Source organism: Lysobacter sp. GQ73 (assembly GCF_059758755.1).
This window is the reverse complement of sequence record NZ_JCAXEE010000010.1, coordinates 121,060-140,719: the sequence shown is the minus strand read 5'-3', so window position 1 is coordinate 140,719 and position 19,660 is coordinate 121,060. Positions and strand designations below refer to the sequence as shown.

The following is a 19,660-nucleotide window of genomic DNA, read 5'->3' as shown; positions in this document are numbered from 1 at the left end:
GCGCCTTGGCCGTGTCGGGCGATCGCATCGATCGGAAAACCTCGCTGAGCGATCGCTATCGGATGATGTAGGTGTGATACACCACTCGGCCGTGCGGCAGCGGCCGCATCAAGGTCTGACTGTTCGAGGACTTTAGGCTCTGCTTGAGCTGCAGATAGGCCCTGTTCCAATCGAGCTGCGATCCGTCGACGCCGCTGCGGTTGACCGCCTGCACTTCGCACAGGGTCTGTCGACATTCGACCTTGGCAATTTCCAGACCCGGGCCATATTTTTTACTCGGATTGGCGACCACATTGGATATGGTGTATTCGGACGACGAAGCCCATGCTTCGTCGCGTTGCTCTTGCGAAAACAGGCGCTCAAGGTCGCGAACTTCGTCCGACCCGGCCCGCCCCGCCCTGATGTCGTCCGCCAGCAAATCCAACGCCTTGTGTTGGCGTCGCGCTCAGCGGCAGCCACTGCCGAAGTCGGAGCCAGGCTCCTGAGTTCGTCTTGCTTAGCCGGGACTTTCCCGGCGACTGCCTCACCGGGCGCAGCCTCCGCCGCTTTCACCGCCGAATCGTTCTCCGTGCGCTGTTGTCCAGGTGCATCCGCCTGCGAATCGGCCTTCTTCTTCTCCGCACCCCGCGCAGACGACGCAAAAAAGCTGAGTCCGGCGAACATTGCATGGGCCATGCTCCTCGCCCTGCCGATGGCGCAGGCGCGATCTGAACCGCTTGTAGACCGGACCATCCTCATTCTTCGCTCCTATCGCCCTGGCAACTTCTCGGAAGACACAGCGACGGTTACCGCTCTAATGCCTGTCGTCGCCAGTGACGAACAATTGCCTGCAGGCACCCGCCTACATGGCGTCCGTTTCCATCCTGCTGAAACAATTCAGCGAACCCGTGCCATCGGCCTCCGACAATATCGGAGCACACATCGAATACTGCCCGCCGTACGCTAACGTCAAGACAGGCCGCGCACGCGAAAAGGAAATCGAGTAAGCCGGAAAATCCGTCGCGGGAATCGCAAAAAAATCCAGTGGTTTCTTTGCTCGACTCAGAAATGAAGAAATACACTAGCACCACACCAATGGACATCCGGTCACATTCAATCAACTCTCGCCCATCATTCGACCGACGCCGCAAGCGACGTCGACCGCGCCCATACATTTAGTTCTTCATTCAAGAGGTCCCAGCCACCCGACAGGGGCAGCCGATTCGGCAGAGAGATTTCTAGTCACCAACTCTGCCGAGACGACACTCCGGACGTCCGGCAGCCTGTTGACCGCGGCGAAGCTCGCGACCGATGGCTCTCAGATCTTGGAAGGCCCGAAGCTTGCTTACGCCTCGAGCTCCACCACGCACGCTAGCTCGGGCCAGAGATCCCGGCTCAAGCTTTCTTCTTCGACTTGGCCGATGCGCCGACGTAATCCGCCAGATGCTGGCCGGTCAAGGTCGACTTGGCCTTGACCAGTTCGGCCGGGGTGCCTTCGAAGACGATGCGTCCGCCGTCGTGGCCGGCGCCGGGGCCCAGGTCGATGATCCAGTCGGCATGCGCCATCACCGCCTGGTGGTGCTCGATGACGATGACGGACTTGCCGGAGTCGACCAGGCGGTCGAGCAGGCCCAGCAGTTGTTCGACGTCGGCGAGGTGCAGGCCGGTGGTCGGTTCGTCGAGTATGTAGATACCGCCCTTCTCGGCCATGTGGGTGGCGAGCTTGAGGCGCTGGCGCTCGCCGCCCGACAAGGTGGTCAGCGGCTGGCCTAGGCTGAGGTAGCCCAGGCCGACATCGACCAGCCGCTGCAGGATGGCGTGCGCGGCGGGCGTATGCGCCTTGCCGCCGCCGAAGAAGGCTTCGGCTTCGCTGACCGGCATCGCCAGCACTTCGCTGATGTCGCGGCCGCCGAATTTGTATTTCAGCACCGAGGCTTCGAAGCGCTTGCCTTCGCAGTCCTCGCAGGTGGTCGCGACGCCGGCCATCGTCGCCAGGTCGGTGTAGATCACGCCGGCGCCGTTGCAGGTCGGGCAGGCGCCTTCGGAATTGGCGCTGAACAAGGCCGGCTTGACGCCGTTGGCCTTGGCGAAGGCCTTGCGGATCGGTTCGAGCAGGTCGGTGTAGGTCGCCGGGTTGCTGCGGCGCGAGCCGCGGATCGCGCCCTGGTCGACCGACACCACGGCCTCGTCGGCCGGCAGCGAGCCGTGCACCAGCGAGCTCTTGCCCGAGCCGGCCACGCCGGTGATCACGCACAGCACGCCGAGCGGAATATCCACGTCGACCTTGCGCAGGTTGTGTTTGCTGGCGCCGCGGATCTTCAGCTGCCCCTTGGCCTTGCGCACGCTCGGCTTGAGCGAGGCGCGGTCGTCGAGATGACGGCCGGTCAGGGTGTCGCTGGCGCGCAGGCCTTCGACGCTGCCCTCGTAACAGACCCGGCCGCCGGCCGAACCGGCGCCGGGGCCGAGGTCGACGACGTGGTCGGCGATCGCGATCGCCTCCGGCTTGTGTTCGACCACCAGCACCGTATTGCCCTTGTCGCGCAGCTGCAGCAACAACTCGTTCATGCGCTGGATGTCGTGCGGGTGCAGGCCGATGGTGGGCTCGTCGAAGACGTAGGTGACGTCGGTCAGCGACGAACCGAGGTGGCGAATCATTTTCGTGCGTTGCGCTTCGCCGCCGGACAGGGTGCCCGAGGGCCGGTCCAGCGACAGATAGCCCAGGCCGATCTCGACGAACGAGTCCAGGGTATGCAGCAGCTTGGCGAGCAGCGGCGCGACCGACGGTTCCTCGAGGCCGCGCACCCACTCGGCGAGATCGCTGATCTGCATCGCGCAGGCGTCGGCGATGTTGATCTGGCCGATCTTCGACGAGCGCGCCTCGGCGCTGAGACGGGTGCCGCCGCAGTCGGGACAGGCGCTGAAGGTCGTGGCCCGCTCGACGAAGGCGCGGATGTGCGGCTGCAGGGCGTCGACGTCCTTGGACAGGAACGACTTCTGGATCTGCGGGATCAAGCCGGTGTAGGTCAGGTTGATGCCGTCGACCTTGATCTTGGTCGGTTCCTTGTGCAGCAGGTCGTGCAGCTCTTTCTTGCTGAACTTGCGGATCGGCTTGTCGGGGTCGAAGAAGCCGCAACCGTTGAAGATGCGGCCGTACCAGCCGTCCATGCTGTAGCCGGGGATGGTGATCGCGCCTTCGTTGATCGACTTGCTGTCGTCGTACAGCTGGGTCAGATCGATGTCGGAGATCCGGCCCATGCCTTCGCAACGCGGGCACATGCCGCCGGTACGATTGAAGGTCTGGCGCTTGGTCTCGCCCTTGACCGTGATCGCGCCGACCGCCTGCACCGAGGCGACATTGAAGGAGAAGGCGTTGGGCGAACCGATGTGCGGTTTGCCGAGGCGGCTGAACAGGATGCGCAGCATCGCGTTGGCGTCGGTGGCGGTGCCGACGGTGGAGCGGGCGTTGGCGCCCATGCGCTCCTGGTCGACGATGATCGCGGTGGTCAGGCCGTCGAGCACGTCGACCTCGGGCCGCGCCATCGTCGGCATGAAGCCCTGCACGAAGGCGCTGTAGGTCTCGTTGATCAGGCGCTGCGATTCGGCGGCGATGGTGCCGAACACCAGCGAGCTCTTGCCGGACCCGGACACGCCGGTGAACACGGTCAGCCTGCGCTTCGGCAATTCGACGCTGAGGTCCTTGAGGTTGTTCACCCGCGCGCCCTGCACGCGGATCAGGTCGTGGCGGTCGGCCGCGTGCGGCGGCGACGACGGCGGGTGCTTCCTCGTGGCCTTGCTCATCGTGTCTCCATCGGTGGGGCGGGGCTGCGACGGCGATGCGGCCGCCGCAAGCCGGCGGCCGCCCGAGCGATCCGGTGCGCGATTTACGACAGCGGTTTATCGCCCGCCGCACCGCGTTTGCCGAACCACTTGCCCGCATACGGCAACGCGAACAAATACAGCCCGGACAGCAGCAACAACGCGAGCGGCACCAGCGGCACGTAGGATACCCAGACGATGGGCTGCTCCTGTGCCAAGGCGATGAAAGTCGCGATCACGGTCACCGTAAAGATCATCGACAGCCAACGGTGGATCTGCCGAATCCATTTGTTCCAGTTCACGAGAACCTCCTTCGAAGACCGGCCACCCGGCCCGGCGGAGTGCCGGCGGGCGGATTCGGTCGCGGGTGGAAACGTGCGCAGCGATCGAGGACAGCCTCGATCGGCTGGAATCGATGCGTGGTCGCGGCGTCCGGGCCATGCGAGCGCGGGCCGAACCCGGGCGATGAGCGCACCACGGCCGAACCGAAGTCCGAGGCCGCGCGGCCGAAGTCGCCGAGGATCATGGCTGCGCTCGCCCGTCGGCTCAGCCCAGTTGGTTGATGCGGATCAGGTTGCCGGACGGGTCGCGCACGGCGCAGTCGCGCACGCCGTAGGGCTGGTCGATCGGCTCCTGGACGATGTCGGCGCCAGCGGCTTCGAGCCGGGCGAAGGCGCCGTCGAGGTCGGCAGTCGCCAGGGTGATGATGGCGTAGGTGCCCTTGGCCATCATCTCGGCGACGGTGCGACGCTCCTCGTCGGTGATGCCCGGAGTGGCGGCCGGCGGGTGCAGCACGATCGAAGTGGCGGGCTGGCCGACCGGGCCGACGGTGATCCAGCGCATGCCGCCGTAGGCGACGTCCTTGCGCACTTCGAAGCCGAGGGTGTCGCGGTAGAAACTCATCGCCGCGTCGGCGTCGTTGTGCGGGAGGAAGCACGCGTGAATGCTGATGTCCATGGCCGTCGTCCTGTGGGTTGGGATAGGAGCCGTCATGCTAGGTGCGGTGCGGATCGGGCGCTTCTCGATTCCTGATCGATCCGGCCCCGGCCTGGTTGCGGCGGCCTCGCGCGGCCGTCCCGCGCGATGCGGTCGTAACATCGCCGCGGTATTCGGCCATCTCGCCATGCCAAAACCGAACGCCGCGGCTCCAGCCGCGATCCGGGTCGGGACGAGCGCGGCGCCCGGCTGCGTTCGCGCCTGGCCGCGCCGCACAGGCCCGGCCGCCGCGCACCCCGCGCGATCCTGCCACGCGTCCATGGGGGGCTCAAGCCGGCGGCGACGGCCGGTCCGCCGGCGGGCCGCGGCGCAGTCGAGCTCCCGCGCGAAAGCGAGACGGCGGCAACGAAAACAAGGCCTTAGCCGAATTGATTCCCGTTTTATACCCGCGACCGAACTGGCGTGCGTCGCGTCGCTGCCCCTACTCTGGGACGCCCCCCGCCACCACGGATCGCCCATGTCCCTGTCCCGCGCAGCCGTCTCCCTCGCGTTCGGTGTCCTGCTCGCGCTTCCGCTCGCCGGCCGCGCTCACGAGGTCGTGCCGGCGGACTGGTGCATCAAGGACAAGGAGGCGCCGAAGATCGTCGCCCGGTTCGAATTCGACGGCCCGCAGTTGCACGAACTGATGGACAAGTGCGGCATCGTCGAGAAAGAGGACGCCTGGGCTACGGCCACCGCGACCATCGTCGCTTACTGCAAGATCGTGGCGCCGCTCGAGAATGCGGTGCCGTTCGTGCTCGGCCCCGAGGAGTTCCTGGACGCCAGCCACCACGAGCGCTATCGGCTCGAGCAGGGCCTCAGCGGCGCCTGCGCGGTCTGCCCGTCCAAGCCCTGAGTATCCGCAAAGGCTGCCGGCCGGGCAGCTGTCGTACGCGTTCCACTGATCGACGCGACAAGGAACGTCGCGCCGGTCAGACCAGAGCGTCGCGCCGGGTATAGGCCAGCACCGCATCCACGCTGTGCTGCAGCGAGGCGCGGGTTTCCGGCGCCAGTCCGTCGCAGCGCCCGAGCACGAAATAAGCCGATCGCAACACGTCGCGCCAGCGCGGGTTGCGCGGCAGCTTGGCGACGGTGAGGTAGCGTTCAAGCGCCCGCGCGCGCAGCCGGCCGTCGTCGATGTTGACCCGCCAGATCCGGCTTTTCTCGGCGAACTCCAGCCGGCTGGTGCCGGTGGTGCGCTCCCAGGCTTCGATCGTGGCCAGCATCAGCTCGACCAGGCTGCGGCGGAAACCGTCGCGCACCGAAGACTCGGCGGTGTCGTCGACCGGCCCGGCCGCGGCTTCGGTCGCGGCTTCGACCGGCGACGGCGGCGCGGCGGTGTCGCGGCCCTGCGGCGCGAGCAGCACCAGGCCGTCGCCGCCCGACCAGGGCTCGAGGGTCGCGACCAGGGGCGCGCCTTCGCGCGCGGCGATCCGCAGGCCTTGCGCGGCGCTGTCCTCCATCCGTTCCAATGCCGAGGCCAGGATGGCGCGGCCGGCTTCGCCGACGAAGGCCGACAGCGGCTGCCCGACCATGGTCTCGTCCTCGCCCGCCCCGAGCCAGCGCCGGCCGGCGCGGTTGATCGCCAGCACCTGGCCTTCGGCGTCGAGCAGGCACAGCGGTTCGTCGCGGCTGTCGAGCAGGCCCTGCAACAGGCTGCGGTCTTCGGCCAGGGCGTCGGCTTCGCGGCGATAACGCGCGAGCTCCTCTTCATGGCGGACTCGCTGCGCCTGCTCGCGCAGACGCGCGCGCTGGTGCCGGCGCTGCTGCAGCAGCAAAAAGCCGAGCAACACGGCCACCGCCAGCGCCGCGGCGAGGCCCAGCAGCAGGGTGCGTTGGCGCAGCTGCGCGCCGCGCAGGCGGTTCTCGTTTTCCAGCGCGGCGATGGTGCGTTGCTGTTCGGCCGATTCGAAACGCACCCGCAGCCAGTCCAACTGGCGGTCGTGCTGGGCGCGCGCGAGCGCGATCGCCTTGCCATGGGCCTCACGCAAGGTCGCGTTGGCGGCGGTCGCATCGCCGGCGCGTTCCTGCGCGGTGGCCAGTTCCTGCAGCAGCGGCACCCGCATCGGGTCGCCTTCGGGCGTAGAGGCCAAGGCGTCGCGCAAACGCGCGGTCGCGGCGGCGGTCGCGCCCGACAGCTGCGCGGTGCGGGCGATCTGCAACTGCAGCGCCGGCGGCAGCGGCAGTTTCCAGGCGTCGGACAAGGCCAGGGCGGCGGCGCTCCAGCGCTGCGCCTGGGCCAGGTCGCCCTGCGCCAGCGCGACCCGGGTCAGGCCGTCGTGCACGCGCAGTTCGTACACGCGGTTGCCGCCGGCGCGGTACACGGCCAGCGCTTCCTGCAGCCAAGCCGTGGCCTGCGACGCATCGCCGCCGTCGAGGGCCAGCTCGGCCATCGTCTCCAGCACGTGCGCGGCCTCGACCGGCTCGCGCTTGGCCCGGTAGGAGGCCAGGGCTTCGCGGTAATAGCGCATCGCCGTGTCGGGCTCGCGCAGTTCGCGGTAGACGTCGGCGATGTTGTTCAAGACCGCGCCCGACACTTCGCCGCGCTTGCGCTGGAGATCGAGGCTGGCGGTCAGGCTGCGCAAGGCGCCGCGGAAGTCGCCGAGACGGCGCAGCGCGGCGCCGACGTTGCTCAGGTCGCGCGCGGTCGCGGCGGAGTCGTCGCGCGCGCTCGACAGGCTCGCCGCGCACTCGAACCGGGCCAACGCCTGCGGGATCCACTCGCGACGGAAGTCGAGGATGCCGCGCCGCCGCTCCAGTTCGTAGCGCAGGCCGGCGTCGCCCGCGCCGCCGATCACCGCCTCGGCGCAATCGAGCGAGCGCTCGGCGTCCTCGATGTGCCCGGCCTCGAGTTGGGTCTTGGCTTGCGCGAACAGGGCCTGGGCCGCGCCCTCCCCGGCGGCCTGCGCCGGGCCGGGCTTGGCCCGCTGCAGGCACAGCGCCGGTTCCGGCAGCGCCCGCACTGGGGTGGTGCCCGGGCAACCGACCAGCACGCCCTGCGCCGACACGCCTTCGCACACCAGCAACAGGGCCCACATCGTCCAAGCGCGACGGCGCTTCGATCCGGTGCTTACTTCGGCTTCGCGGTTCAGGCGCGAAGCAGAACACGACAAACGCATCAGACCATCCTTATCCGATCCCGGCACGGAGCGAACGGCTTCGCTCGCATGCGCATGTAGCGGGCGGGCCGGTCGCGTGTTCCTGCGCCCGCGATCGGCCTGCGGTAGGAAACACCGCCACAGGCCGTCCGCGGCTATCGCTGCCGACGCTGGAGCGACCCGTGGAACTCGGCCGCCGACATCGCCGCCGAAGCACGACGCAGTCTGCTGATCGCGCCGGGCTTCGCTGCGCGGTACGGCGGTTTCCTCGAGCTTAGCAGTCGCGATGCACGGGCCGACAGGCGCGGCGATCGGTTCGACTTCTCAGTTTTCGCGGCCCGGACCGTGTCCGGCTGCGTTCGCGCTCGCTCAGCGCCGCCACTGCGCCAAAGTCTCCTGCGCGAGGCGGCGGGTCAGCTCGAAGGTCGACATCGCCCGGCCCAGGCGCGCCGCCTGCCCCGACCACAGCGGCATGAAATCGGCGGCACCGGCCGCCTCGGCCTGCGCGCGCAGGGGCGCGAGCGCGCCGCCGGCGAGCGGGAACGCTGGCGCCAGCGTCGACATCGGCCCGAGCTCGCGCATCAGGCGGTTGACGATGCCGCGCGCCGGACGGCCGGTGAACAGGTTGGTCAGCGCGGTCTGGTCGTCGCGCGCGTGCTGCAAGGCCTGGCGGTGCAGCGGCGACAACTTCGCCTCCGGGCAGAACAGATACGCGGTGCCGATCTGCACCGCGGCCGCGCCGAGCGCGAACGCGGCGACGATGCCGCGCGCATCGCCGATGCCGCCGGCGGCGATCACCGGCACCCGCACCGCATCGACCACCTGCGGCAACAATGCGAACAGACCGACCTGGGTCGAGACCTCGTCGTCCGCGCCGAGGAACAAGCCGCGATGGCCGCCGGCCTCGGCGCCCTGGGCGATGATCGCGTCGCAGCCGTGCGCTTCCAGCCAACGCGCTTCGGCGACCGTGGTCGCCGAGGACACGATGCGCGCGCCGGCGGCGCGGACGCGCTCGAGCAGGCGCGGCTCGGGCAGCCCGAAGTGGAAACTGACCACTTCGGGCCGCACCGCTTCGACCAGTTCGCAGTAGGCCTCGTCGAACGGACTGCGGTTCGAGGCCGGCACCGGCATCGCCGGGTCCAGGCCGAACTCGCGGTAATACCCGGCCAGGCGCTCGCGCCAGGCCGATTCGCGCGCCGGATCGGGCGGCGGTGGACGATGGCAGAAGAAGTTGAGGTTGAGCGGTCGGTCGCTCGCGGCGCGGATCAACCGGCACTGCTCATGCGCCTGTTCGACGCCGAGCAGGGCGCAGGGCAACGAGCCCAGCGCGCCGGCCTGGGCGGCGCCGATCACCATCTCGGCGAGGGTCGGGCCGGCCATCGGCGCCTGCACGATCGGCAGCTCGATGCCGAACAAGTCCTGGATACGCCGGTCGGGCCACATGGCGTCGCGCCTCTGTCGATGGATGCGAAGGCCTCAGGATGACATCGCTCGACCGCGAGCGTCGCGCCGCCGGCTGGCACGCTGCGTTGCAGCTCCTCAGCGAGCGGGCGAGGCGCCCTCGCCCCAGACCGCGCCGGCCGGGTCGAATTCGGTGTTGGCCATGCGCTCGCCGCGCCAGCCGAAGCCGCAGATCGCCAGCGGCCCTTCGACCAGCGGGTCGAGGCCGAAAGCCCGCTCGATGTCGGCCTCGTTGATCGCCGAGGTCACGAACGCACCGAGCCCGAGTTCGGTCGCGCTGAGGTACAGCGTCTGCGACAGATGGCCGCTGTCGAGCACCAGCGCGCGATAGGCCTTGGCGTGCTGGCGGTATTTCCAGAAGCTGCGCGCGTAGCGCGGCGTCAACACCGCCATCGCCGGCGCGTCGGCGAACCAGTGCTGCCCGGCGAGGGCGCGCAAGGCGAATTCGCTCAGCGGCCCCTGCGGTGCGGGCAAGGGTTCGAGCGCGTGATCGAGCGCGTGGTAGTGGTACAGCCCGGGCGCGACGCCGTCGACGCGCTGCACGATCAGATAAGCCTCGGTGGGGTGCAGGCCGCCGCCGGACGGCGAGTGTTTCTTCAGGAAGACGGTGTCGTCCTGCACCTTGACCAGGGCCTGCGCGGCGAACACCCGCTGCAGCATGTGCGCGAACACGGCCTGCGACAGCGGGCGCGCGGCATCGAAGTTGCGGCAGGTGCAACGGCGCGCGAGCAGCGCATCGAAGTCGTTGCCGGCCGTGCGCGGCAAGCCGATGCGCCGCTCGGCCGGGCCGCGTTCCAGCACCGGCGGCGGCGGCGCGCCGAGCTTGCGGCGCAAGTCGGTCGCGGTATGCAGCTCGTTGGCGTCCATCGCGGCGACGGCATCCAGGCCCTGCCAGCGCGCGAGGCGGTGCAGCATCGCCGCCGGCGCAAACCAATGGCCGCTGCGCAGGCGTTCGTCGCGTTCGCGATAGGCGATGCGCGGCGCACTGGCGTCGGCGGCATCGCACAGCACCAGGCCGATGTCGAGCAAGTGCGTCAGCACCTCGCCGTCGGCCGCGCTCAGCGCGCTCGCGTCGACCCAGTCGCCCGGGCTCAGCCGGCCGAGCAGTTCGCGCTGCTCCGCGTCGACCTCGACCTCGCCGTCGAGATGGGCGGCGAGCGCGAGCCAACGCAACTGCCGCGCCAGGCCGGCGCCGCCGGACAGCAGCGAGGACAGATCGAAGGCGACCTGCTCGCGCGGCTCGAAGAAAAGCACGGAGCATCGGCGGATGCGCATCGAGGGTTCCTGGGCGGCGACGGGCGCGGCGCGGCGAGCGGATCGCCGCCGGCCGGTCATGCGGGCTCCGTATCATGCCCATCGCCCGCAAGCCGTTCCAGCGCGCGCGTCGCAACTGAACGAGACAGCTGAACAAGCACGCGGATCAGCGGCCTGAACGCCTGGATCGGCGCCGCGCGGGGCGCCGAATGGCCGGCGGTTGGGCGTTTTTGCGTGCTACGCGGGTGAGCGGCTGCTGTTCGCCGCTCCCCAACAGCGATAAATTCGGCCGCAGACAGGCCCGCAACGGGTCTTCACAAGGGGAAACAGATGTCTATCGACAACAACCACAAGAACGGGCACCCGCCGCTGGCACCCGAGGTCGCCGACCGCCTGCTCGATCTGCTCAGCTCGGACGACAAGTTCCGCACTGAATTCGCCAAGGACCCCGGCGCCGCATTGCAAAACAGCCTCGGCCTCGCGCCGCAGCAGACCCAGGCCGCACTGGCCGGCGCCAGCTGCCTGCGGGTCACCTCGCTGGCCAGCAAGGAAGAAGTGCAGGCCGCGCGCGACGAACTGCGCGGCAGCCTGACCGCGGCCGGTGCGCATACGGTGGTGTTCATGCTCGAAGTCGGCCAGGTCCAGGCCAGCTTCGGCGGCGGCTCCGGCGGCACCCTGGCCTGAACCCGGGCGCGGCGGCGGGCAGGGGGCCAGCCGTCGCGCCGAGCGATCGTCTCGGTCGCAGGATCCGTTCGAATCGACCGGCCTGCGCGTCTGCGCAGGCCGGCACCGCTGTGCGGGTCAGCCGCCGGGCTCGACCGCGGCGACCGCGACGGTGGCTTTCGCCAACTCGCGCTGTGCCGCCGAAGCATCGGCGACGTTCATCGCCAGATACACCTGGGCGCCGGCCGGATCGCCGTAGGCGCGGCCGCGATGGGTGGCGATCCAGCGGGTTTCGGCCGCGGCCTCGTCCTCGCGGCCGGCCGCGAGCAACGCGTCGCGCAAGGCGACGTGGGCCTGGAAGGGTTCGCTGCCGTCGCCGAGCCCGCGCAATTCGCGGATCGCCTCCTCGGGCTTGCCGGCCAGGCGCAGTTGCTCGGCGCGCGCGACCTGCAGCAACTTGCGCGACACGGGGCTGCCGCTGGTATTGACCGCCTTGACCACGCGCGGCAACAGACGCTCGGCCAGAGCGCGGTCGCCCTGGCGCTGGGCCAGGCGCACCGCAGCCAACGCACTCAAGGTCAGATCGTCCTGGTCGGCGCTGTCGGGCTTGCCGGCGTCGGCCAGCACTGCATCGGCGAACAGCTCGATCTCGGCCGAGCTCGGCCGGTCCTTGCCGGACGCGCTGCGCACCATCAATTCGGTGAAGCGCAGCGGGTGACGCACCACGACCGCGGCGCCGCGCGAGGCGCGCGCCGCTTCGCGCGCGATTTCGGCGGCCTTGGCGTACTGGCCCTGGTCCAGCGGCACCGCGATGCGCTCGAACTGGTTGGTCAGGTTTCCGCCGGAGATCTGGCCACGCCCGGTCAGCGAGTCGAGGATCCGGTTGGCCTCGTCGAAACGGCGCATCGCCGCCAGCGCCGAGGCGTGGCGGCGGTTGGGCGCGTAATGGCCGCTGAGTTCGGCTTGCTTGAACGCGTCGAGGGCCTTGGCGTAACGCTCCTGCGACAGGTGGATGCGCCCGGCCAGCTCGAAGGCGACGTTGCGCAGCGGTTCCTGCGGCGCGGTCGCAGCGGTGGTCGCGGCCAGCGCGCTGTCGAAGCGGTTGGCGAGGAATTCCGACCAGGCGTATTGATAACGCCCGGCGAAGTAGTCCGGATACACCCCGGCCAGCAGCTTCCATTTGCCCGGCGCATGCAGCGAGGGCTGCGGGCCGAACTCGGCCGCCCAGGCGTCGAGGTACAGGGCCTCGCGCGGAGTCAGGTGGTCGCGCAGTTCCTGTGCGCGCTCCAGATAAGGCCGCGCGCTGTCGTTGTCGGCGTTGCTGACGTGGACCCGCATGATGCCCATGTGCGCCAGGGCGAACTTCTGGTCGATCTGGACCGCGCGCTGGAAGTACTGCTGGGCCTCGTCGAGCTGGCGATGGGCGTAGGCCTTGGTGCCGAGCGCATAGGCGCGCAGCGCATCGAGGTTGCCGGTCGCGACCTTGGGCAGCGGCTCGGAATCCTTGTCGATGCTCTTGAGCGCTTCGCCGAGTTTGCCGCGCAGCGCGGAGGTGACTTCGTCGATCGAAGTCAACGCCGAGGCCGCGCCGACGCCGTCGGCCGACTCGGCGTACACCGTGGTCTGGGTGTGCGGATCGATCACTTCGGCGCTGACCCGCACCCGCCCGCCGACTTCGGCCACCGTCGGCAGGATCACCGCGCGCGCGCCGTCGCGCAGCGCGATCTCCGAGGCGACCGCACGGTCGAGCACGGTGTCGGCCTTGCGCTGCATGCGGTCGAGGGTGTCGCGCGCCTTGAGGTCGGACAGCACGTTGACGTAGCGCGACTGCTCCAGGCTGATGCGGAAAGCCTGTTCCAGCGAATCGTCGAGCACGCTCTGTCCGGTCAGGTTGCGCAGGTCGCCGACCACCACCCAGTCGCGCTGATTGAAGGCGATCGCCGGCTGCGGCCGGGTCGCGAACCACACCCCGGTGCCGATCATCGCGAGCAAGGCGACCTCGGCGGCGAGCGCGGCCGGGCGCCGCCACAGCGGAATGTCGCGCCAGGCCTTGGGCCCGTTCGGCGGCGCGCGCAAAGGCGCGATGCCGGGCTCGCCTACCTCGTAGATTTCCTGCGCTTCCGGCACGCCCTTGAAGCGCCAGCGGCCGTGCGATTTCCACAACAGTTGCTGGCCGCGTTCGCCCAGCTCGCGCGCGGCGCGATGCGCCAGCGGTTCGGCGATCGCCGACAGCAGGATCTGGCCGGGACGCGCGGTCGCCATCAACCGGCCGGCCATCGGCTTGGCCAGGCCTTCGACCTCGACCGGCTTGGCGCCGACCTGCACCGCCTCGTCGCTGTTGCGCCAGGTCAGCACTTCGCCGACGTGCAGGCCGGCGCGGGCCTGCAGGGTCAGCTTGCGCGGCGCGCCGAGTTCGCGCAGGCCGCGGGCGTAGTCGAGGGCGAAACCGAGCCCGTCGATGGGCCGCTCGAACAACAGCAGCAAGCCGTCGGAACGGTCGATCAGGCGGCCGCGCCAACGCTGCTGCAACTGCAGCACCAGGCGGTCGTGCTCGCGGAACAGGGATGCGGCCGGTCCGTCGCCGAGGCGTTCGACCAGGGTGGTCGAATCGCACAGGTCGGTCAGCAACAGAGTCCGCAATTGCGGCCCGTCGGCGTTGGGTCGGTGGGCGTCGTTCATGACGGCATCCTTGTCGACGCGGCTCATGCCGACGTCAGTTCCGCGTCCTGCCAATGCACGCGATTGCCGCCCAACCGCTTGGCCTGGTACAGCGCGCCGTCGGCGTGCGCATACCAGTCGTTCCATTCGTGCTTCGCGCTGACCAGGCAGGCGCCGACGCTGACCGGACAGATCGTCGGCGGCGATTGCGGGATCAGCAGCAGGCCGTGCACGGTCGAGACGATGAAGTCGGCGAAGCGCATCACGTCCTGGCGCGTCGACGCCGCGACCAGCAGGCAGAATTCGTCGCCGCCGAGCCGGCAGGCGATGTCCTCCGGGCCGGCCACCGAACGCAGGATGTTGGCGACGCTCTGCAGCACGCGGTCGCCGACCAGGTGGCCATGGTCGTCGTTGACCTGCTTGAAACGGTCGCAGTCGATCAGGATCAGGCCCATCGCGTCGGGCATGCCGACGGTGCGGCTTTCCTGCAGATGCAGGGTCAGACCGCGGCGGTTGTACAGGCCGGTCAGGTCGTCGGTACGGATCAGCTCTTCGGTCTGGTTGAGCTGGTGGGTGGTCGCGTACAGGCTGTCGAGCGCCGCTTCCAGGTCCTGGTTGCGGCGGCGCAGGCGCCGGATCAGGCTTTGTTCGTTGAGCACCACGCGCATGATCGCGCGGCGCAGGAAATACGAGACCAGGGACGGGTCGCGATCGACCAGACGCTGGAACTCCTCGTGGCGCAGTTCCACCAGCAGGCCGTCGGTGGCGGCGATCGCGTCGGCGCTGCGGGCGTGGTCGCCGATCAGCAGGCCGAGCTCGCCGAAGAACTCGCGTACGCCCAGGCGCTTGGTGACCAGGTCGTCGCCGAAGTCCAGGACGATCGCGCCGCGCGCGATCACGAACATGGTGGTGCCGAGTTCGCCGCGACGGAACAGGACCTGCCCGGCCTCGACCCGGCGCGGCCGCCCGATCTCGGCGAACAATTCGAATTCGCCGGGCGTCAGCACGGCCATCGCCACGTCCGTTGGCGCCGCGGTCGCTGTCGAGTTGTCGGTTTCGCGGCCCATCGAGGGCACCGCCATGTCGCGATTCATCCCGATCTCCCCACACCCCTCATCCTGTGGGGTTCCACCAGCAGGATAGCATCTGGTCTGAACTGCTAACGCGGGTTTGGGGCCGAAACGGCCAGTCCGCGCCGGCATCCGCGGCCATTACGCAGCCAATGCGTTGCAGCCGCGTGGCCGCCGCGCGCGGGCGTTGCGCGAAGGAAACACCGCGCAGTCGGCGATTTTCGCCTGGTCCGGCACCGACTTCAGGCCGCGGTCGCCTGTTCATGCGGCATCGGCCGACCTCGTCCTCGCCCGGCCGCGCACCGACCTAGTACTTATCGGCTATGCGGCGGCGCCGGTCCGGGCGCCTACCGGCGCGCGGCGCCAGCCGGACCCGTCGGTTCTCCCTCGCCGGGCGAATGGCACACAAGACGGGGTCGTACGACCCCCGCCTCTCCCCGGCGCCGCACCGGCCCGGGAACGCAACGCCGCCGTTGCCGGCCGCGCGGCGGCCTCGAACGAAGAAGGGCTCCTTGCGGAGCCCTTCCCGTCCCTATCCTCTCGCGTCTTGCGGACGAGGGCTCAGGCGGCGGCCTTGCTGTGGTCGTGGAACTGCTCTTCCTCGGTCGAGCCCTTCAGCGCCACGGTCGAGGACTGGTTGCCCTGGATGGTCTGGGTCACCGCGTCGAAATAGCCGGTGCCGACTTCGCGCTGGTGCTTGACCGCGGTGAAGCCCTTTTCGGCGGCGGCGAACTCGGCCTCCTGCAGCTCCACGAACGCGCTCATCTGGCGGCGCGCATACCCGTGGGCCAGGTTGAACATGCCGTAGTTGAGGCTGTGGAAGCCGGCCAGGGTGATGAACTGGAACTTGTAGCCGTAGCCGGCGATTTCCTTCTGGAACTTGGCGATGGTCGCGTCGTCGAGGTTCTTCTTCCAGTTGAAGCTCGGCGAGCAGTTGTAGGCCAGCAACTTGCCCGGGAACTTGGCGTGGATGGCCTCGGCGAACTTGCGCGCGAATTCCAGGTCCGGTTTGCCGGTCTCGCACCACACCAGGTCGGCGTACGGCGCGTAGGCCAGACCGCGGCTGATCGCCTGGTCCAGGCCGTTGCGGGTCTTGTAGAAGCCTTCGACGGTGCGCTCGCCGGTGGTGAAGGGCTGATCGTTCGGGTCGATGTCGGCGGTCAGCAGGTCGGCGGCTTCGGCATCGGTGCGCGCGACGATCAGGGTCGGCACGCCCATGACGTCGGCGGCCAGACGCGCGGCGACCAGCTTCTCGACCGCTTCGCGGGTCGGCACCAGCACCTTCCCGCCCATGTGGCCGCACTTCTTCACCGAGGCGAGCTGGTCTTCGAAATGCACGCCCGAGGCGCCGGCCTCGATCATGCCCTTCATCAGCTCGAAGGCGTTGAGCACGCCGCCGAAGCCGGCTTCGGCGTCGGCCACGATCGGCTGCAGGAAGTCGACCTCGCCGCTGCCTTCCGAGCATTGGATCTGGTCGGCGCGCAGCAGGGTGTTGTTGATCCGGCGCACCACCTGCGGCACCGAGTTGGCCGGGTACAGCGACTGGTCGGGATACATCTCGCCGGCGATGTTGGCGTCGGCGGCGACCTGCCAGCCCGACAGATAGATCGCCTTGAGGCCGGCCTTGACCTGCTGCATGGCCTGATTGCCGGTGAGCGCGCCGAGCGCGTTGACGAAATCTTCGGTATGCAGGGACTTCCACAGCTTGTTGGCGCCGAGCTTGGCGATCGAATGCTCGACCGGCACCGTGCCGCGCAGGCGCACCACGTCCTCGGCCGAATACGGGCGGGTGATGCCGGCCCAACGCGGGTTGTTGGCCCAGTCGTCACGGAGTTGATCGGCGGTCGGCAGGGTGTGGCTCATGACTTCGATTCCTTGCGTATGGGTCGTATGACGTGGGGTAGGTGAGGCGCTGCGGGTCAATCGATGCGCTGGTAGGCCGGCAGAGTCAGGAACTCTTCCAGGGTGTCGGCGTGGGTCAGCGCGTCGAGCATCGCGATGGCCTCGTCGAGCTTGCTGCCGCCCGGCAGCTTCATGCGGTCGGCGAGCTTGCTCGGCAGGCCGATCAGGGCGCGTTCGAGCAGGGCGAAATCGAGCGGCGTGCCGTCGTCGAGGAACAGGCCGTCGGCGTGCAGCCACTGCCACAGCTGGGTGCGGGCGATCTCGGCGGTGGCGGCGTCTTCCATCAGCCAGTGGATCGGCACGCAGCCGTTGCCTTCGAGCCAGGCGGCGAGATAGCGCACGCAGACCTCGACGTTGCCTTCGAAGCCGCTGCGGGTGATCGTGCCGAACGAAGGCTTGATCAGGTCGTCGCGGATGATCAGCACGTCGTCGCGCAGCACGTGCTGCTGGTGCGGAGTCGGCATGCGCTCGTCGAAGATGCGCATCGCCAGCGGGATCAGCGCCGGGTGCGCGACCCAGGTGCCGTCGTGGCCGGCGGTGACTTCGCGCAGCTTGTCGGCGCGCACCTTGGCCAGCGCGGCTTCGTTGGCGGCCTCGTCGCCGCTGATCGGGATCTGCGCGGCCATGCCGCCCATCGCATGCGCGCCGCGCTTGTGGCAGGTCTGGATCAACAGCTCCGAATACGCGCGCAGGAACGGCTGGGTCATGGTGACCTGGCCGCGCTCCGGCAGGACCTTGTCGCGATGCGCGCGGAAGGTCTTGAGATAGGAGAACACGTAGTCCCAGCGGCCGCAGTTGAGGCCGGCGATGCGGCTGCGCAGCGCGTGCAGGATCTCGTCCATCTCGAACACCGCCGGCAGGGTCTCGATCAACACCGTGACCTTGATCTGGCCGGCGGCCAGGCCCAGCGCGCGCTCGACGTGGTCGAGCACCTCGTTCCACAGCTGCGCTTCCTCCATCGACTGCAGCTTGGGCAGGTAGAAATACGGGCCGCGGTCCTTGGCGGCCAGCGCGGCGGCGTTGTGGAAGGCGAACAGGCCCAGGTCGAACAGGCCGCCGGCGATCGGCGCGCCGTCGACGCGCAGGTGCTTCTCGTCGAGGTGCCAGCCGCGCGGGCGCACCATCAGCACCGCCTGCTCCTCGAAGGGCTTGAGGGTGTAGTGCTTGGAGCCGTCCGGCGCCATCCAGTCGAGGGTGCCGGCGACCGCCTTCCTGAGCGCACGCTGGCCGGTCAGCAGGTTGGCCCAGGTCGGCGCGGTGCTGTCCTCGAAGTCGGCCATGTAGACCTTGGCGCCCGAGTTGAGGGCGTTGATCACCATCTTCGGATCGCAAGGGCCGGTGATCTCGACTCGGCGGTCGAGCAAGGCGGTCGGCAGCGGCGCGACCCGCCAGTGGCCGTTGCGGATCGCCGCGGTGTCGGCGCGAAAGTCCGGCAGGCCGCCGGCATCGAAGTAGGCCTGGCGCTCGCGGCGGGCGGCGAGGCGGGCCTGGCGGGCCGTTTCGAAACGGCGGTGGAGCCCGGCGAGGAATTCGAGGGCGGCCGGGGTCAGCAATTGCTCCTGTCCGGCCAGGCTGGCCGTGAGCTCGATGCCGTCGCCCGGCTGACGTTGCTCCTGTTGCGGTTGCTGCCATTGCGCGATCACTGCCGACATTGGTGCGACTCCTGGGGGGATGGGGACCGGTTCCGACGAACCGGTCCGTTGCCCAGACCATGCGCTGGCGTCTTGTATTTGACAATCAAGTTTTTTCAATGCATATCATTTGAGTAACTTATAAATAGTTCTCATGTGGCCACGACACGCAGCCTAAGTCCGCGATTTGCTTACAAAGGCGATCGGCTCAAGCCTTTGCGTGCCTTCTGCCAAACTGCGCGCCTGGGCTCAGTCTCACGAGCTGCTGAGGCGCTCTACCTGAGCCAGCCGGCCGTCACCCTTCAGCTTCAGGCGCTGGAACGCGAGATGGGCGTGCGCCTGCTCGAGCGCAGCGGCCGCCGCCTGGCCCTGACCCCCGAGGGCGAGGCGCTGTACGAACTGGCCCGGCCCCTGGTCGAGGGCCTGGACGCCCTGGAGGGCAGCTTCCGCGAGCGCATCCGCGGCCTGGACGCGGGCGAGCTCAACGTGGCCGCCGGCAGTTCGACCATCCTGTATCTGCTGCCGAAGATCGTCGAAGCCTTCCGCGCCGCCCATCCCGAGGTCCGCCTGACCCTGCACAACGTCACCGGCGCCGGCGGCCTGGACCTGCTGCGTTCGGACGCGGTCGACCTGGCGGTGGGCTCGATGCTCGACGTGCCCGGCGACCTCAGCTACGCCCCGGTGTACCGCTTCGAGCCGATGCTGATCACCCCGCGCGATCACCCGCTGGCCAAGCTCGAGCCCCTGACCTTGCAGGACCTCGGCCCCTACGGGCTGATCCTGCCGCCGCAGCGGCTGACCACCTACCGCATGGTCGACGTGGTGTTCCAGCAGAACCGGGTGCCGTACACGGTCGCGCTCGAAGTCGGCGGCTGGGAGGTGATCAAGCAATACGTGGCGATGGGGCTCGGCATCAGCATCGTCACCGCGATCTGCCTGACCGATGCCGACCGCGCGCGGCTGTCGGCGCGTTCGCTGGCCGAGTATTTCCCTTCGCGCAGCTACGGCGTGGTGGTGCGCAAGGGCAAGTACCTGTCGCCGCAGGCGCGCGCCTTCACCGAGCTGATCCAGCCCGATCTGTTCGTGCGCGGCGATTACTACGCGACCGGCCAATCCGATCGCTGAGCTGCGATCGCGAATGAAACGGGGCGGG

At 69.0% G+C, this 19,660-nt stretch carries 14 protein-coding genes; 3 read left to right on the top strand and 11 right to left on the bottom strand.

All coding sequences use genetic code 11. The features are described 5' to 3' along the window. Positions 1-55: 55 nt before the first annotated feature. The 4 genes from AC6CH2_RS21565 to AC6CH2_RS21550 all read right to left on the bottom strand — a co-directional run bounded on the left by AC6CH2_RS21565 (position 56) and on the right by AC6CH2_RS21550 (position 4,752). A complete protein-coding gene (locus AC6CH2_RS21565) occupies positions 56-418 on the bottom strand; it encodes a hypothetical protein (RefSeq protein WP_498271009.1) in 363 nt (120 codons plus the stop codon). A gap of 956 nt (positions 419-1,374) precedes the next feature. After that, positions 1,375-3,777, bottom strand: coding sequence for an ATP-binding cassette domain-containing protein (locus AC6CH2_RS21560; RefSeq protein ID WP_498271008.1), 2,403 nt, complete (start codon positions 3,775-3,777; stop codon positions 1,375-1,377). An 83-nt stretch (positions 3,778-3,860) separates the two neighbouring features. Continuing rightward, entirely contained in the window at positions 3,861-4,097 is a 237-nt protein-coding gene (locus tag AC6CH2_RS21555; RefSeq protein ID WP_498271007.1) for a hypothetical protein, read from the bottom strand. A gap of 244 nt (positions 4,098-4,341) precedes the next feature. Further along, entirely contained in the window at positions 4,342-4,752 is a 411-nt protein-coding gene (locus AC6CH2_RS21550) for a VOC family protein (RefSeq protein ID WP_498271006.1), read from the bottom strand. Between the two features lie 496 nt (positions 4,753-5,248). Between AC6CH2_RS21550 and AC6CH2_RS21545 the strand changes: the two genes are divergently transcribed. Next, positions 5,249-5,626, top strand: coding sequence for a hypothetical protein (locus AC6CH2_RS21545; protein ID WP_498271005.1), 378 nt, complete (start codon positions 5,249-5,251; stop codon positions 5,624-5,626). A 76-nt stretch (positions 5,627-5,702) separates the two neighbouring features. Here AC6CH2_RS21545 and AC6CH2_RS21540 read toward each other — a convergent pair whose 3' ends face one another. From AC6CH2_RS21540 to AC6CH2_RS21530, 3 genes are all read right to left on the bottom strand, one after another. Beyond that, positions 5,703-7,808: a PAS domain-containing protein gene (locus AC6CH2_RS21540; RefSeq protein WP_498271004.1), complete on the bottom strand. Its 2,106-nt coding sequence runs from the start codon at positions 7,806-7,808 to the stop codon at positions 5,703-5,705. 429 nt (positions 7,809-8,237) lie between these two features. After that, positions 8,238-9,311: an NAD(P)H-dependent flavin oxidoreductase gene (locus AC6CH2_RS21535; protein ID WP_498271003.1), complete on the bottom strand. Its 1,074-nt coding sequence runs from the start codon at positions 9,309-9,311 to the stop codon at positions 8,238-8,240. 96 nt (positions 9,312-9,407) lie between these two features. After that, positions 9,408-10,604 carry a putative peptide maturation dehydrogenase gene (locus tag AC6CH2_RS21530; RefSeq protein ID WP_498271002.1) on the bottom strand — a complete coding sequence of 399 codons (1,197 nt, stop codon included), beginning with the start codon at positions 10,602-10,604 and terminating at the stop codon, positions 9,408-9,410. A gap of 309 nt (positions 10,605-10,913) precedes the next feature. Between AC6CH2_RS21530 and AC6CH2_RS21525 the strand changes: the two genes are divergently transcribed. After that, complete coding sequence (locus AC6CH2_RS21525) at positions 10,914-11,267, top strand: NHLP-related RiPP peptide (RefSeq protein ID WP_435395928.1); 354 nt, start codon at positions 10,914-10,916, stop codon at positions 11,265-11,267. A gap of 117 nt (positions 11,268-11,384) precedes the next feature. Here the strand turns inward: AC6CH2_RS21525 and AC6CH2_RS21520 are convergent, their stop codons facing one another. The 4 genes from AC6CH2_RS21520 to aceB all read right to left on the bottom strand — a co-directional run bounded on the left by AC6CH2_RS21520 (position 11,385) and on the right by aceB (position 18,528). Next, the gene (locus AC6CH2_RS21520; protein ID WP_498271001.1) at positions 11,385-13,925 is read right to left on the bottom strand and encodes a putative peptide modification system cyclase; all 2,541 of its coding nucleotides are present in this window, start codon (positions 13,923-13,925) and stop codon (positions 11,385-11,387) included. A 23-nt stretch (positions 13,926-13,948) separates the two neighbouring features. Continuing rightward, a complete protein-coding gene (locus tag AC6CH2_RS21515; RefSeq protein WP_435395948.1) occupies positions 13,949-14,986 on the bottom strand; it encodes a GGDEF domain-containing protein in 1,038 nt (345 codons plus the stop codon). A gap of 549 nt (positions 14,987-15,535) precedes the next feature. Further along, positions 15,536-16,837: an isocitrate lyase gene (gene aceA, locus AC6CH2_RS21510; protein ID WP_435395930.1), complete on the bottom strand. Its 1,302-nt coding sequence runs from the start codon at positions 16,835-16,837 to the stop codon at positions 15,536-15,538. 56 nt (positions 16,838-16,893) lie between these two features. Beyond that, complete coding sequence (gene aceB, locus AC6CH2_RS21505) at positions 16,894-18,528, bottom strand: malate synthase A (RefSeq protein WP_498271000.1); 1,635 nt, start codon at positions 18,526-18,528, stop codon at positions 16,894-16,896. A 135-nt stretch (positions 18,529-18,663) separates the two neighbouring features. On the opposite strand from aceB, the gene AC6CH2_RS21500 reads away from it, so the two are divergent. Further along, on the top strand, positions 18,664-19,632 hold the full coding sequence (locus tag AC6CH2_RS21500) for a LysR family transcriptional regulator (protein ID WP_498270999.1): 969 nt from the start codon (positions 18,664-18,666) through the stop codon (positions 19,630-19,632). Positions 19,633-19,660 lie beyond the last annotated feature (28 nt).